The sequence below is a fragment of the Pseudomonas carassii genome, from assembly GCF_036324045.1.
Classification (GTDB): Bacteria; Pseudomonadota; Gammaproteobacteria; order Pseudomonadales; family Pseudomonadaceae; genus Aquipseudomonas; species Aquipseudomonas peradeniyensis.
The window spans coordinates 25,954-41,147 of sequence record NZ_JAZDCT010000028.1; the positions used below are offsets into that span (position 1 = coordinate 25,954).

The 15,194-nt window shown below is 65.5% G+C and carries 11 protein-coding genes; all 11 read right to left on the reverse strand.

Annotated elements, in window-relative coordinates; genetic code table 11:
* Position 1: 1 nt before the first annotated feature.
* A complete protein-coding gene (selB, locus tag V0R62_RS19340; RefSeq protein WP_330104888.1) occupies positions 2–1,924 on the reverse strand; it encodes a selenocysteine-specific translation elongation factor in 1,923 nt (640 codons plus the stop codon).
* Positions 1,921–3,348 (reverse strand): L-seryl-tRNA(Sec) selenium transferase, encoded by a 1,428-nt coding sequence (selA, locus tag V0R62_RS19345; protein ID WP_330104871.1) that lies wholly within the window; start codon positions 3,346–3,348, stop codon positions 1,921–1,923. The genes selB and selA overlap by 4 nt, the downstream gene beginning before the upstream one ends.
* A 162-nt stretch (positions 3,349–3,510) precedes the next feature.
* A complete protein-coding gene (gene fdhE, locus V0R62_RS19350) occupies positions 3,511–4,431 on the reverse strand; it encodes a formate dehydrogenase accessory protein FdhE (RefSeq protein ID WP_330104872.1) in 921 nt (306 codons plus the stop codon).
* A gap of 4 nt (positions 4,432–4,435) precedes the next feature.
* On the reverse strand, positions 4,436–5,092 hold the full coding sequence (locus tag V0R62_RS19355; protein WP_330104873.1) for a formate dehydrogenase subunit gamma: 657 nt from the start codon (positions 5,090–5,092) through the stop codon (positions 4,436–4,438).
* Positions 5,089–6,039: a formate dehydrogenase subunit beta gene (fdxH, locus tag V0R62_RS19360; protein WP_330104874.1), complete on the reverse strand. Its 951-nt coding sequence runs from the start codon at positions 6,037–6,039 to the stop codon at positions 5,089–5,091. The genes V0R62_RS19355 and fdxH overlap by 4 nt, the downstream gene beginning before the upstream one ends.
* The gene (fdnG, locus tag V0R62_RS19365; RefSeq protein ID WP_330104875.1) at positions 6,039–9,107 is read right to left on the reverse strand and encodes a formate dehydrogenase-N subunit alpha; all 3,069 of its coding nucleotides are present in this window, start codon (positions 9,105–9,107) and stop codon (positions 6,039–6,041) included. Before fdnG ends, fdxH begins: the two co-directional genes overlap by 1 nt.
* 153 nt (positions 9,108–9,260) lie before the next feature.
* Positions 9,261–10,130: a DMT family transporter gene (locus V0R62_RS19370; protein WP_330104876.1), complete on the reverse strand. Its 870-nt coding sequence runs from the start codon at positions 10,128–10,130 to the stop codon at positions 9,261–9,263.
* A gap of 132 nt (positions 10,131–10,262) precedes the next feature.
* Entirely contained in the window at positions 10,263–10,919 is a 657-nt protein-coding gene (locus V0R62_RS19375) for a DUF1266 domain-containing protein (RefSeq protein WP_330104877.1), read from the reverse strand.
* A gap of 10 nt (positions 10,920–10,929) precedes the next feature.
* On the reverse strand, positions 10,930–12,132 hold the full coding sequence (locus V0R62_RS19380; RefSeq protein ID WP_330104878.1) for a hypothetical protein: 1,203 nt from the start codon (positions 12,130–12,132) through the stop codon (positions 10,930–10,932).
* A complete protein-coding gene (locus V0R62_RS19385; RefSeq protein WP_330104879.1) occupies positions 12,129–14,456 on the reverse strand; it encodes a hypothetical protein in 2,328 nt (775 codons plus the stop codon). Before V0R62_RS19385 ends, V0R62_RS19380 begins: the two co-directional genes overlap by 4 nt.
* A gap of 187 nt (positions 14,457–14,643) precedes the next feature.
* Positions 14,644–15,189: a single-stranded DNA-binding protein gene (locus V0R62_RS19390; protein ID WP_028690243.1), complete on the reverse strand. Its 546-nt coding sequence runs from the start codon at positions 15,187–15,189 to the stop codon at positions 14,644–14,646.
* Positions 15,190–15,194 lie beyond the last annotated feature (5 nt).

A 15,194-nucleotide genomic window follows, 5' to 3' on the forward strand; every position in this document is an offset into this window, starting at 1 on the left:
ATCAGAGCTCGCGTTGCGGCTGGGCCAGGGCGCTGTCGACGCGGATATGACGCAGGTCGCCAACTCGTCGGGTCAAGCCAACGCGGTCGAAATACTCGAGAATCTGCACAGTGCGCTTGCGACCGATGGCCAAACCATCGCGAAACGCCGCGACCTGCACTATCGGCGATGTCTCGGCCTGACGCAACAGCAGCTCTGCCATGCGCTTGAGCGTCGTCTCCGGGTAAAACAGGTCACGCACCACCTGGTGCACCAGGCCCAACCGGGCAAGCTTGCGCAACAACAGGCGCACGTCAGCCTCGTCGCAGCCCTCCTCGCCGGCCAGGGTCCGCACCCAGGGCGGATCGAACTCGCCCGCCAACAGGCGGGGCAACAGACGCACCCACAACGCGGTATCCGCTTCGCTCAGCTGGACCCGGTGACCCGGCAGGTGCAGCCATGGGCCACTGCTGCTGATCGTGCCTTCGCCCAGCAACTCATCCAGCAGGCTGACAAACGCGGGGCGCTCCAACGGCAGTGCGGTAAAGCGGCGCAGCCGATCACGGTCAGGGCCTAGCTGATCCGGCTCCTGTTCATGGAACTGCGCCAGGCGCTCCAGCACCTGTTGCTTGAGCGCCTGCCACTGTACGCGGTCGAACAGCAACTGACCTTGACGCGTGGCAATCACCAGCACCGCTTCCGGCAACTGCCAGGTCTCACGCAGGCGATTGAACTGGCGCTCCAGACGCTGGGGCTCGAGCCCGCCTGGCGCTGCCTCCAGCAAGACCGGCAACGCCCGCTCGAGGCTGTCGGCATTGCGCAACACCTGCAACTGGCGCAAGCGCTCCTCGCTGCGCCGCTGCCGACTCGGTGCGAATGGGTCGAGCACACGGCCACCACCCAGCGTGCGCTGGGCGCGCTGATCGCGCAGAACCAGACGATCCCCATGCACTGCCTGCAACGGTGCATTGAGCAGCAGTTGGGCGAACATGCGCTGGCCAGCCTCGAGCCGTTCCCCTTCGAGCAACGCGACCCGGGCAGTGACATCCTGGGTCCCCAGATGCACGTGCACCGCGCTGAAATGCTCGAACACGCGTGTTTCTCCCGCCAGCAAGGTGAGGTCGATATCGACCCGCACGCTGGGTGCATGCAACCACTCAGGTAGCAGCCAGTCGCCGCGATGTACCTGTTCGGCCGAGAGCTTTTCCGCGCTGATATTCAATGCCACCCGCTGCCCTGCCTCGGCCACCAATGCCGCCTGGTTCTGCGCGTGCAGGCCACGCACCCGCACCGATTTGCCAGCCTTGCCCAACAGCAAGGTGTCGCCGACGCTGACCTGCCCGGCCAGCGCCGTGCCGGTGACCACCACCCCTGCCCCGGAAACCGCGAAAGCCCGGTCCACGGCCAGGCGGAAACCGCCGCGCACGCTGCGCTGGCGAACATGCGCCTCGGCCGCCAGCAAGGCCTCGCGCAGGGCCTCGATTCCCGCGCCGGACAGGCTCGACACCGGGAACTGCGCTACCCCGGCATAAGGCCCAGGCGCCAGCAACGCCGTGACCTGCGCCTGGACTTCGGCCAGCCGCTGCGGCTCGACCCGATCGCACTTGCTGATGACCACCAGCGCCTGGGGAATGCCCAGCAACTCGATGATCGACAGATGCTCGCGGGTCTGTGGCATCACCCCGTCGTCGGCGGCGACCACCAGCAGTACCAGGTCGATGCCATGGGCGCCAGCGAGCATGTTGTGGATAAAACGCTCGTGCCCAGGCACATCGATAAAGCCTGTCAGGGGAGCGCCTTCGGCCAACGCGGCATAGCGGTAGCCGAGGTCGATGGTCATGCCCCGGGCGCGCTCCTCCTGGCGCGTGTCGCCGGCCTGGCCGGTCAGGGCCTGGAGCAGCGCGGTCTTGCCGTGGTCGATGTGGCCGGCGGTACCGACGATCACTGCACCGGCCCCAACTGCAACGCCGGCAGTTGCGCCAACCATTGCGCCTCGTCATCCAGCTGGCGCAGATCGAGCCACAATGCATCGTCATCAATGCGACCGAGCACCGGCACCGGCAGGTCGCGCAATGCCCGCTCCAGCACATGCAGGCTGCGCCCACGCAGTTTCTTCGACACGTGCGGACGCAGGCACAAGGCCGCGCTTGGCAAGCGCGCCACGGGCTGGCTGCCGCTGCCGATCATGCCCAGGGCCGATTCGACGCGAACCTCCCACTGAGCACCCAGTCGTGCAGCCAACTCAGGCGCCAGGCGTTCGGCCTGGGCGGCGATTTCGGCCTGGGGCCGAGTAAGCAGGCGCAGGCTTGGCAGGCGCTCGGCCAAGCGATCGGGGTTGCGGTACAGCGCCAGCACGGCTTCGAGTGCCGCGAGGGTGATCTTGTCCACCCGCAAGGCACGCTTGAGAGGGTTCTTCTTGATCTTCGCGATCAGCTCCTTACGCCCGACGATGATCCCGGCCTGCGGCCCGCCGAGCAGTTTGTCGCCGCTGAAGGTGACGATGTCGGCGCCGTCGGCCAGGGCCTGACGTACAGTCGGCTCGGCCGGCAGCCCCCAGCGGGTCAGGTCGAGCAGGCTGCCGCTGCCCAGGTCTTCCAGCAGCGGTAATTCATGTGCATGGGCGATGCGCGCCAGTTCCGCGGTGGGCACCTGGGTAGTGAAACCCTGGATGCTGTAGTTGCTGCAGTGCACACGCATCAGCAGGCCCGTGCGCGGGTTGATCGCGCCCTCGTAGTCGCGGGCGTGGGTGCGGTTGGTGGTGCCGATCTCGTGCAGCTTCACCCCCGCGCGGGCCATGATGTCGGGGATGCGGAAGGCGCCGCCGATCTCGATCAGCTCGCCCCGGGAGATGATCCCTTCCTTGCGCGCACCCAGGCTGTTGAGCGCCAGCAGCACGGCGGCGGCGTTGTTGTTGACCACGGTGACGGCCTCGGCGCCGGTCAGTTCGCGGATCAGGCCTTCGATCAGGTCGTCGCGGTCGCCACGCTTGCCGGTGTTGAGGTCGAACTCCAGGTTCAGCGGGTAGCGGGCGGCGGTCTGCATGGCGTCGATCGCTTCTTCGGGCAGCAAGGCCCGGCCGAGGTTGGTATGCAGCACCGTGCCGGTGAGGTTGAACACCCGGCGCACCTGGCTGCGCTGCTGGATGGCCAGGCGTTCGCCGGCTCGGCCCAGGAGGACTTCGGCGGTCAGTTCGGTGGCACTCAGTTGACCGAGGCGAGCTGGCTCGCGCAGGTCGTCGAGCAGCTGGCGCAGGGTGGCCAGCGTGGCGTCACGACCGTGCCGGTCGATCAGTGGAGCGCAGGCCGGGTGGCGCAGCAGGGTGTCGATGGAAGGCAGGCGTGGGGTGTCGCTGGCGAGGGTTGAAGACATTCGGTACTACCTATGACTGATCCGTTGTCTGTTCCGGCCCTTTCGCGGGGCAAGCCCGCTCCTACAGGAGACACGTTGGCGTCGAAACCAGCGCTGTACCTGTAGGAGCGGGCTTGTCCCGCGAAGAAGGCGACTCGGTGTAGCAGTGTAGACAATTACCCCCTAGCCCGGCGCCAACAGCAGGTTCGGCGCCAGCCGATGGAAACCCTCCTCGTCCAGGCGCATGTCCAGCGCCAGACTCGCCAGGTCATCAGCCAACGGCTCGGCCGCGGCGTCGTTCTCCAGGTAGCACTGCTTGAGGTAGCTCTCGCACCCCGGGCAGCACTCGGCACGCAACGGCGCCTTGCCCGGTGCGTGGCGGTCATCCTCGAGGTTGCTGTAGCGCAGGTCCTTGCTCGACTCGCAGTACACGCACTTGACCCGCACCACATGCCATTCGCAGGCACACAGCGAGCAGGCCAGGTAGCGCAGGCCATTATGCTTGCCACGATTGCGTACCACCCCGGCCATCGCTGGCGAGCCGCAGGCCGGGCACTGGGCCAGGCTGCCAGCGGGCTTGAGCTCAGGCGCAGGCAAGGCCAACAGCCAGCTGGACCAGGCAGCCTGCAACGCAGCGCCGATAAAGGGCACCAGCGCCGCCGGCACCGCGTCGTACTGGCCGCCGAGCAGGGCAATGCCCCAGCCTTTACGTTGCGCCTCATCGCTGCCGTGCAATGTCGCCAGCGCGTCCGCCAACGGCCCATCAGGTTCCGCCGAAAAATGATCGAGCAACGCCTGCAGCCAGACCAGCCATGGCCCTTCTCGCACCAGGCTGTCGGCCGCCAGCGGCGGCAGGCCATGACTTATACACAGGCGCTGTCGCTCTTCGGCTACTGGCAGGCCGGCCGGTGGGTTATCCACAAGCTGCTGCTGAGTCCGGCACAGCCGGGCCATCAACCGCAGGTAATCACCCAGGGCATTGCCCTCGGCCAACTGCTCAAGCCGAGCGGCGCGCACCTCGAAGAGGTGGGCGGCGGGCAGGTGCAGAAACGGCGGCATCACTGCCGACGCTTCGATCTGCCCAGGTTCGAGAATCGTGCTCAAACGGTCATCCTTCTTTTCCACCGTGGTTGTGTGGCGTCTTGTCGCCGGTCACGTCCCGGTACCACAGTTCATGGTGCTTGCGTGCCCAGGCGCGGCTGACCCAGCCATGCAGCATGGCGCCGATCGAGCCCTTGATCCAGATCCCGGCATAGATGTGCACGATGATGCTGAGGATCAGCACGAACGCCGCCAGGGCATGCAGCAGCGCGGACAGGCGAATGACGTCGATGCCGAACCAATGGCTGAAGTACGCGCGCCAGATCACCACGCCGCTGACCAGCAGCACCAGCATGCATGCCAGCAAGGTCCAGAACAGCAGCTTCTGCCCGGCGTTGTACTTGCCGATCGGCGGCACGCCCTCTTCCTTGTTGAGCATCACCCGGTCGATGCGGCGCAGCCACAGGCGGTCGTTGGCGGTGATGAAGTTGGCGCGCCAGAAGCGCAGCACCAGCCCGAGGAAGAACACGAACATGCCCACGCCGATGAACGGGTGGAGGATCCGCGTCCACGGCCCGCCGCCGAACAAGTGGCTGAGCCAGAACAGCGCCGGGTGAAACAGTGCCAGCCCCGAGAGGCCGGCGAGCACGAACAGGATCGCCACGACCCAGTGGTTGCTCCGTTCGTTGGCGTTGTAGCGCAGGATAGGCTTGTTGTCGTTCATGGCCGCTGCTCCCCCTGCCCGCTCGGGCGGTTCGGATCATAGACATGCACCGCCGGGTCCACCTGGTGGACCGTGTTATCCACAGGCGCCGGGTGTTCGTCCTCCTCGACCCGCTGCGGACCCACGCGTACATAGTGGAAGAACCCGGCCAGCACCGCCGCGCCCATGGCCAGCAGCGCCAGCGGCTTGCTGAAGCCCTTCCACAGCCCCACCAACGGGCTGATTACCGGTTGATCCGGCAGGCCGGCGTAGATCCGCGGCGTGTCGGCGTGGTGCAGCACGTACATCACGTGGGTGCCACCGACGCCATCCGGATCGTACAGCCCGGCGTTCTCGTACCCCCTCGACTTCAGGTCGACGATGCGCTCGTCGGCATGCACCTTCATCTCCTCCTTGCTGCCGAAGACGATCGCCCCGGTCGGGCAGGTCTTCACGCAGGCCGGCTCCAGGCCCACGCTCACGCGGTCGGAACACAGGGTGCACTTGTAGGCCTTGTGGTCCTTCTGCGAGATGCGCGGGATATTGAACGGGCAGCCGGTGATGCAGTAGCCGCAACCGATGCAGTGGTCCTGGTTGAAGTCGACGATACCGTTGGCGTGCTTGATGATCGCCCCCGGGCTCGGGCAGGCCTTCAGGCAACCTGGCTCAGCACAGTGCATGCAGCCGTCCTTGCGGATCAGCCACTCCAGGTTGCCGTCGTCGCGCTCGTGCTCGGTGAAGCGCATCAGGGTCCAGGTCTCGGCGCTGAGGTCCTGGGGGTTGTCGTAGGTGCCGTGGTTGTGGCCGACCTCGTCACGCAGTTCGTTCCACTCCGAGCACGCCACCTGGCAGGCCTTGCAGCCGATGCACTTGGTGGTGTCGATCAGCTTGGCGACTTCCTGCTGCTGGCGTACCGAGGGCGGTACGGTGGTGGTGGCCGAGCGGGCGATGATGTCTTGGCTGGCCATCAGAGTTTCTCCACTTTGACGAGGAACGACTTGGACTCCGGCGTCTGCGTGTTGCCATCACCGAGGAACGGCACCAGGGTGTTGGTCAGGAAGCCGTGCCGCGTGCTGCCAGTGAAGCCCCAGTGCAACGGGATGCCGATCTGGTGCACGGTCTGGTTGTTGACCTGCAGCGGACGGATCCGCTTGGTCACCACCGCCACCGCGTCGATATAGCCGCGCTTGCTCGACACCCTTACCCGGTCGCCGGCCTTGATGCCCTTCTCGTTGGCCAGCACCTCGCCGATCTCGACGAACTGCTCGGGCTGGGCAATGGCGTTGAGCCGGCAATGCTTGCTCCAGAAGTGGAAGTGCTCGGTCAGCCGGTAGGTGGTTGCCGCATGGGGGAACTCGTCATGCGTGCCGAGGGTGTCCCACACCGAATCGAAGATCCGCCCGGCCGGGTTGCTGGTGGCCTTCTTGTTCTGCGGATGCAGCGGGTTGATACCGATCGGCGTCTCGAACGGCTCGTAGTGCTCGGGGAACGGCCCCTCGGCCATTTTGTCGACGGCGAAGAACCGCGCCACGCCCTCGGGGTTCATGATGAACGGGTTCATCCCCGCTTCCGGTGGCGAATCGACCTTGAAGTCCGGCACGTCGGTGCCGGTCCAGGCCTTGCCGTTCCACCACACCAGGCGTTTCTTCTCCGGATCCCACGGCTTGCCTTGCGGGTCGCTTGAGGCACGGTTGTAGAGGATCCGCCGGTTGGCCGGCCAGGCCCAGGCCCAGTTCTGCACCTGGTGCATGCCGTACGGGTCGCTGTTGTCGCGCCGGGCCATCTGGTTGCCCTGCTCGGTCCAGCAGCCGGCGAAGATCCAGCAGCCCGACGCGGTGCTGCCGTCGTCCTTCATCTGGGCGAAACCGGCCAGTTGCTGGCCGGCCTTGAGCGTGGCGCCGGTGGCGTCGGTAAGGTCACTGACCGCCCAGCCGTTCATCTCCTTGGCCAGCTCTTCGGGCGAAGGCTCTTCAGGGACCTTGTACGGCCAGCTGAGGTTGAGCAGCGGGTCGGGGTAGGCGCCGCCTTCGGCCTGATAACGCTTGCGCAGGCGCAGGAACAGCTCGCTCATGATGTGCACGTCGGTACGGGTCTCGCCCGGACCGTCGGCGCCCTTCCAGTGCCACTGCAGCCAGCGGCTGCTGTTGACCAGCGAGCCATCTTCCTCGGCGAAGCAGGTGGTGGGCAGGCGGATCACCTCGGTCTGGATGTTGGCGGTGTCGACGTCGTTGAACGCGCCGGCGTTGCGCCAGAACTCGGAGGTCTCGGTGGCCAGCGGGTCCATGATCACCAGCCACTTGAGCTTGGCCAGGGCCGCGGTGACGCGGTTCTTGTCCGGCAGCGCGGCGATCGGGTTGAAGCCCTGGCACATGTAGCCGTTGACCTTGCCCTGGCCCATCATCTCGAACATGCGCAGCACGTCGTAGGCCGGCACATCGAGCTTGGGCAGCCAGTCGTAGCCCCAGTTGTTGGCGGCGGTGGCGTTGGCGCCGTACCAGGCCTTCATCAGGCTGACGTGGAACTTGCCGTAGTTCTGCCAGTACGACAGCTGCCCCGGCCGCAATGGTTTGGAAGCGCGCTTGTCGATGTAGGCGGCATAGTCCTGCTCGGCATCACCGGCCAGGGTCAGGTAACCCGGCAGCGAGTTCGACAGCAGCCCCAGGTCGGTCAGGCCCTGGATGTTGGAGTGGCCGCGCAGGGCATTGACCCCGCCACCCGGCATGCCGACGTTGCCCAGCAGCAACTGCACCATGGCCGCGCTGCGGATGATCTGCGCGCCGATGGAGTGCTGGGTCCAGCCCAGGGCGTAGAGGATCGTCATGGTCTTGCCCGGCACCGAGCAGGTGGCGATCTCTTCCCAGATCTTCATCATCTGGTCCTGGGGCATGCCGCAGGTCATGCTCGCCAGTTCCGGCGTGTAGCGGCTGTAGTGCTGCTTCATCAGCTGGTAGACGCAACGCGGGTGCTGCAGGGTCGGATCGACCTTGGCGAAACCGTCCTCGCCCAGCTCGTAGCCCCAGCCGGACTTGTCGGCGTACACGCGCTTGGCCGCGTCATAGCCGCTGAACAGCCCGTCTTCGAAGCCATAGCTCTCTTTGACGATGAACGACACGTCGGTGTAGTTGCGCACGTACTCGTGCTGGATCTTGTCGTTGCTCAGCAGGTAGTTGATCAGCCCGCCCATAAAGGCGATGTCGCTGCCGGTGCGGATCGGCGCGTAGTAATCGGCCACCGAGGCGGTACGGGTGAACCGCGGGTCGACCACGATCAGCCGCGCCTTGTTGTGCGCCTTGGCTTCGGTCACCCACTTGAAGCCGCACGGGTGCGCTTCAGCGGCGTTGCCGCCCATCACCAGGACCAGGTTTGCGTTGGCGATGTCAGACCAGTGATTGGTCATCGCGCCACGGCCATACGTCGGGGCAAGACTTGCCACCGTCGGGCCGTGTCAGACACGCGCCTGGTTATCGAACCCCAGCATGCCCAGCGAACGGATTACCTTGTGCGTCATGTAGCCCGCTTCGCTGGAAGCGGCGGACGCGGCGAGGAAGCCGGTGGTAAGCCAGCGGTTGACCGTCTGGCCCTGGGCATTCTTCTCGATGAAGTTGGCGTCGCGGTCCTGTTTCATCAGGTCAGCGACGCGGTCGAGGGCTTCGTCCCATTCGATGCGGGTCCACTCGCTGCTGCCCGGCTTGCGCACCTCGGGGTACTTGAGGCGGCTGGGGCTGTGGATAAAGTCCAGCAGGCCGGCGCCTTTCGGGCACAGAGTGCCGCGGTTGACCGGATGGTCCGCGTCGCCCTCGATGTGGATGATGTTCTGTTTGACGTTCTTGCCCGCGTCACCCTGGCTGTACATGATCAGGCCGCAGCCGACCGAGCAGTAAGGACAGGTGTTGCGGGTTTCTTTGGTGTGCGCCAGCTTGAAGTGGCGCACCTGCTCGGCGAACGCGGGTGTCGGGGCCATGCCCAACGCCGCAAGGCTCGAGCCTCCAAGGCCGACGGCGGCGACCTTGAAGAATTGCCGACGGTTGAGATCCATCGTGCACTCCTGATCAGGTTCTCGGGCGCGCGGGACTTGGCCGGCGCCTCAGGGACTTCACGGTGACGGTGGACAGACACCGCCAACTGTTAAGCCTAGTCAAGAATCTGCAAAGCGTGATGATCTGGATCAGGCTCAGGGGATTTCGCCGCTTCATCCATACAGATGCAGGAGGACAGCGCCCACCAGCACCAGAATCACCCCGACGATCTGTAGCAGGGACAGGCGCTCGCGGTAGAACAGGAAGCCGAGAATCGCGGCAATGCCTCCGGACAAAGTGCTGATCACCGTGACGACCGCGATCGAGCCATGCAACGCGCCCCAGGAAAACGCCGAGAAACCTCCCAGGTTGAAAAGGCTGGCACCACACAAGGTGCCCCAGGTCTTGAGCCTGACCGTAACCTGGTCTCGAAGCATTCGCAGTGCTTCAGGCAGCAGGAACAGAACCCCTACTCCGTAGCCCAGCGCCAGCATGTTCACCGGCCCCAGCACCGGCAGTGCGTACTTGCCCTGGACCCAGAAGCTGACGCCATACAGCAGCGCCGCCAGCAGGGCGAAACCGACCGACAGACGACCGCCCACATGCGTTTGCCCACTGCCGCCCTTTGCCTCACGGCTGGCCAGGACCACACCCAGAAAGCAGGTCAGCAACCCGAAGATCTGCCAGGTGCCCAGCGTCTCACCGCCCAGCCAGGCCAGCAGCGTGGTGAACACACCATAGGAAGTCACCAACGGCGCCACCACCGAGGTCTTGCCGATCGCGAACGCCTTCGAAAGTGCCAATGCACCGCTCAGGGTACACAGCGCCGCCAGACAAGCGAGCAGCAGCACGCTAGCCGGGGCCGCGACCATCTTGATGAGTTGCTGGGAAGATACGGCAATGATGAGCCCCATCAACAACAGGCCCAACAACTGTCCGAAGAATACCGCCCGCCTTACGCCGACCGCCCGGGCATTCATGCCGACCAGAAAGTCGGTGGCTCCCCAGAGTACGGCAGCCAGCAGTCCCATGAGCACATCCATGTCTCGGTTCCTGAATGGGAGGAGCGTGACGATAGCCATCCCAACTTCCCAAGTTCAAGCACTTTCAGGCACTCAAGAGCAGCCTTGCATCAGGAACGGCAAGGTCCTGCATCAGGCTGCATGGCTGCCCCCTCACGCAGCCTGCAACTGCGGACTCAGCGGAGCGCACTCACGCCACGGCAAGCCTGCCCACCCGTCCTCGGACGCCAGCAACGCCTGGAGCCGCTGCTCATCGAAGGTCCCGAGCGAGTCGGCGCGAAACGCCCGCACCCATTGCCGGCGACCGTCGAGGTAGGCCGCGCCGAGGTCCGCCCAGCCGTCGAAACAGTCCTGGGCGCGCTGGGCGTTGAGCAGCAGCACACGCCAACCGACATCGGGCGCCAGCCAGCCGAGCAGCATGGCGCAACGCACAAGGAAGCCGCAGCGCACACAGGCAAACGCCAGGGAGGCACGCGGGTCGTCGGAGGGTTGCAGGTTCAGCAGATCGAGTCGAAACCACTCATGCTCGAAATCATTGGCGAAATAGCGCTGGATCTCTTCGTCGGTGGCACTGCCCTGCAGGCCGGCGATGTGCAGCAACGGCATGCGCAAAAAGCTGCGTGCCGATTCGGTGAAGCTCCCGCAATGCTGGTTGAAGAAACCATCCACGCTCATGGCATCGGCCATCGGCCGCGCCACCGACAATGCAAGGTGCCGGCGCGCGCCATACAACTCGAACGCCGGCGCGCGCGGGCGCATCCAGCGCGCGAGGAGCCAGGTGGCGGCCAGCATGCCCAGGAAGATCAACATCTCGGTACCCTCAGCGGTCAGTGGAGTGCCAGTCGGCGATCCCGGCGGCCAGGGCCGCGGTCATGCCGGGCCAGGTCACCGCCTCGGTGGCGTACACCGGGCCGTCGGACTCAGGCTGGCCAAACAGATGGCGCAAGGCGTAACGCAGCGTGGCGGCACGTGGCTGCGTCGCTCGCAGGCGCTCGGGCTGGCGCGCCGCCACCAGCCACTCCACAAGCGGCGATGGCGCGGCGAAGCGATTGAACAATTGCGGATGCTGGGCAATCAGTTGCGCCTGGGTGGTCGGATCGGTCACCGACTCCAGGCGGCACCAGCCCGCGTCACAGCGCACGACGCCAATGGCCAGGCAATCCGCGGGGGTTTGCCGGTCGGTGCCCAGGGCATTCAGGCAGGTGAGCACGTCATCCAGGTAGCGCGCGACCGGCGGACGGTTCTGCTTGCCCTTGAGCTGCTCGACGCACAGTCTGCCGTCGCCCTGGACCAGCAGGCTGATGGTGATATGCGGTTGGCCCTGGCCATCACGCAGGCTGAAGATGCGCATGCGCCCTGCTTCCAGGGCCTCGGCGTAGCTTTCACCGTAACCACCGCGCAGGGTGCGACGGTCGGCAAACTGCCCAAGGCAATGGCGCATGACATAGCTTTCGAAGGCCATCTCTTCACGCAGATGGGGGCTGTCCGGCAGCAATTCGACGAGCACATGAGCGTCGCACTCGACCATCCGACGCAGCGCCTCCGGGCGACTCTGCCGCCAGCCCTGGGCTTGGCGCGCCGCCATGCGGGCGTGCTCCTGATGCCAGAGCGCCAGCGCCTGCGGGCAGTTGATGCGCTCGAGCTTGCCTTCCAGCGCCGTGCCTTTGCGGGAGGTGAGGAACTCCACCAGCATCGCTTCCTGCTCGAGCACCGCCGGGTGGTCAGGATCGATCCAGACCAGCGCCACGGCCTCGCCCGCCTTCGCCTCCTGTTTCAGATGCCGCTCCACCCAGGCCGGCACAGCCTGCCCCTGCAGCAGGCTCGTGGCCTCCTCGAGGCTGCGCACCTTGCGCGCGGGCTCGAAATTGCCGACCAACTGGCGATAGAAATGGTTGAGCAGCCAGCCACGCACAGGCGCTTCGTCGCCCCTGGCCTGACTGCGCTGCTCCAGTCGGCGCTTGAGCGCATCGGCGTTGAGCAGGTTGCGCGGCGCATAGGCGCCGGCGCGCGGGGCGGCGGTCATTTCCACACTTGCCACCAGCGCTTGGCGACAGGTGCCTGCACCTGTTGCAATTCATCCAGGATGCTGCGCAGGGCCGCGGCATTGGCGATATCGTGGGCCTCATCGCTGCCCGCGCACAGGGCCAGCGCCGCGTTGTAGCGGGCGATGGCCTCATCCTTGCGCCCCATATTCTTGAAGATATCGGCACTGTCCCAGGTCAACAGCGCATCCTGGCGCTCGGTGATGATCGACTCATAGCGCTGCCACAGCGCCAGCGCGGCCTCCGGCTGTGAGTGGGCGAGATGGAAGCAGATCCTCAGCCGGCAGCGTAGCCCTTCATAGTCCACGTCCTGATCACTGATGTCCTGCCCTGCCTGCCAGTCGAGCAGGCGCTGCAGCCAGATCACGAGCTCATGATCACGGTCGAGCACATACAGCGCCTGGGAAACGTTGCCGAAATAGCCGTCCGGATTGTGCCGCCCGTAGCCATGGGCCGCCGCGAAGTTCCACAGGTCTTCCGCCGCCTGGCAGATCGCTGCGGGATCATCGAGCTTGATGTAGGCGCGAAGCACACCGTCGTAATGCTCGGCGAAGGGGCTGGCCTCGATACCGCGGTGATGAAGCTCGATCGACTCCGGGACGCGCTCTTGGCCCTGCAGGTAGCGGTAGTTGATCGCCAGGTTGTTGCACAGCATCGAGTACAGGTGGGCACAACCGTCGCCACGGTGCCCCTGGCCGCTGGCGAAATACCGCTCCAGGCGGGCCTGGCCCAGTTCATAAGCCTGCCGTTGCGCCACTTCGAGCAAGTATCCGGCCTCATTCTGCTGCTCAGGTGTCAACGACTCGCTGTGCTGCTCGACCAGCCCCGACAGCTTGCCGCTGTGGTTGTAGTAATCGTAGCCACTGGCCAGAACCATCGGCGGCTGGCGCAGGGCATCGAGCAGGCCATGGGTATCAGCCCAGGCGTGTACCAGGCTGTAGCTGCTGCGGTGATCATTCATCAGGCCGGAGCCGATGGCCTCCTGCAGCATGGCCAGTTCGGTCGCCGCATCGATGCGCCCGGCCTGCCGGTCGCGCACGGCGAGCAGGCGCAGGATCCAGGGATGGCGCGGCGCGATACGCTGAGCCTCGGCCAGTGCCAGAGCGAACAGGTGCTCCAGACGCTCGGGCTGCTCGGTGTCTTCATACAGCGCCTCGATCAGCGCGCCTTTGCCGGCAGGCGACTCATCGAGCGCCGGCAGGCATTCCAGAAAGTGCTCCAGCACATCGTCGGCATCACAGGCACGCATGATGCACAGCGGCCACCAGACACTCGGCTCCTGCGCGAGCAATTGCTCGACCACCACCTTGACCGTGATGGGCGCGGTGGCCGCGCGCATGTCGTAGATGTCATGCAGCGCCCGCCGCCCCGCCTGCTCGATCTCTCCGGCGGCCACCAGCCAGGGCAGTTCATACTCGATGAAGTTGTTGTCGCAGTCGCTGTCCAAGGCAATGGCCGCGGCCGGCAGGATACGCAGCGCCCCCTGCAGGTCGCCCTGCGCATGCAGGGCCCTGGCGGCGAGGCGCGCCAGACGCACTTCCCACTCGCGGCGCCGAGGCAGCGACAGGTCGGCGATCAGACTCACCACGGGCTGCTCGAACATGGCCAGGCGCAACGGAATGATCTCGATCAGGCCGTTGCCCAGCCAGATCCAGTCGCCCTGGTCGATGTCCTGGTCCGGCCCTGCCTGGCGCAAGGCGGCAACCCCCTCAAGCGCGGCCTCGCGGGCCTGCTCCTGCTCGCCATTGACGTGCAACGCCCAGGCCCGGCGACAGGCCCGGTCGGCCAGGTCCCAGGCCCGCACGCTGGCGCGCCCGGGGTTGAACAGGGTGAGGGCGTGACGCACCTCGATGGCCCTGAGCGCCAGCACCAGGGAACGCTGCTCGAGTTGCTCGAAAATGCGCGAACGGCGGTAGTACTCGACGTCGTAGTCCGGTGCGACCTTGGCCATGGCGTCGATCTCACCGAGCACCTGCTCGATCAGTGGCTCGTCATCACAGAAATGGGCCAGGCGCAGACGCTTGAGCAGAAGACTCATGCTCAATTCTGCGCGAGCGGCAGGGTTGCAGAGCTCAAGCAGGTGCTGGCCATCGTCCACCAGCACACGGGCGGCGGCCTGGGCATCGCCGGCGTTGACCCACAGCACATGCAGGCGTTCGATCGAGCCGATCGAGTCGGCTTGCAGCACCTCGGCCTGGAGCTGCTCCAGCAGCGCGGGCGCGCCATGGTCCTGGAGGACACCGTCAAGACGATCCAGCAATTGCTCGAGTTCAATGCCGCTGATCACGGTATTGGCCGGTGTCATGGACTACTCCTTGTAATGACGTACACACATCCCGGTGCCTGGTGGCGCGCACGCTACCAGTTACATCTTGTAAAACCAAGGCCTTTTAGTGCCAATGCGCCATCAGCTGATGATCGTCCACGCTCGCAGAAAAAAACCCCTGAAACTCGCGTTTCAGGGGTTCTTGACTGCCAGGCAGACTCGAGGCTTAGAACGGAATATCGTCGTCGAAGCTGTCGAAGTCAGCGGCTGGCTGCGGAGCCGGCTGTTGCGGCGCCGGGCGCTGTGGTGCCTGCTGCGGACGCGGGGCTTGCTGGCGCGGAGCCTGGTTGTACTGCTGCTGGCCACCCTGGTTGTAGTTGTTACCACCACCCTGGTTGTATTGGTCGCCACCACCCTGCTGACCCTGCGGACGACCGCCGAGCAACTGCATGGTGCCGTTGATGTCGACGATGATCTCGGTGGTGTAGCGCTTGATGCCGTCCTTTTCCCACTCGCGGGTCTGCAGCTTGCCTTCGATGTAGCACTGAGAACCCTTGCGCAGGTACTCGCCGGCAATCTCGGCGACCTTGCCGAACAGCGACACACGGTGCCACTCGGTACGCTCGACCTTCTGGCCCGACTGCTTGTCGGTCCACTGCTCGCTGGTGGCCAGGCTCAGGTTGGTCACGGCGTTACCGTTGGGCAGGTAGCGGACTTCGGGATCCTGACCGCAGGTACCGACCAGAATGACTTTGTTAACCCCACGGGCCATAACGT

Excerpts from the sequence above, each read along its gene's own strand:
- selA (WP_330104871.1), bottom strand. The coding sequence starts at position 3,348 with ATGTCTTCAACCCTCGCCAGCGACACCCCACGCCTGCCTTCCATCGAC.
- V0R62_RS19380 (WP_330104878.1), bottom strand. The coding sequence starts at position 12,132 with ATGACCGCCGCCCCGCGCGCCGGCGCCTATGCGCCGCGCAACCTGCTC.
- V0R62_RS19385 (WP_330104879.1), bottom strand. The coding sequence starts at position 14,456 with ATGACACCGGCCAATACCGTGATCAGCGGCATTGAACTCGAGCAATTG.
- V0R62_RS19390 (WP_028690243.1), bottom strand. The coding sequence starts at position 15,189 with ATGGCCCGTGGGGTTAACAAAGTCATTCTGGTCGGTACCTGCGGTCAG.
- V0R62_RS19375 (WP_330104877.1), bottom strand. The coding sequence starts at position 10,919 with ATGTTGATCTTCCTGGGCATGCTGGCCGCCACCTGGCTCCTCGCGCGC.
- V0R62_RS19370 (WP_330104876.1), bottom strand. The coding sequence starts at position 10,130 with ATGGATGTGCTCATGGGACTGCTGGCTGCCGTACTCTGGGGAGCCACC.
- V0R62_RS19355 (WP_330104873.1), bottom strand. The coding sequence starts at position 5,092 with ATGAACGACAACAAGCCTATCCTGCGCTACAACGCCAACGAACGGAGC.
- fdxH (WP_330104874.1), bottom strand. The coding sequence starts at position 6,039 with ATGGCCAGCCAAGACATCATCGCCCGCTCGGCCACCACCACCGTACCG.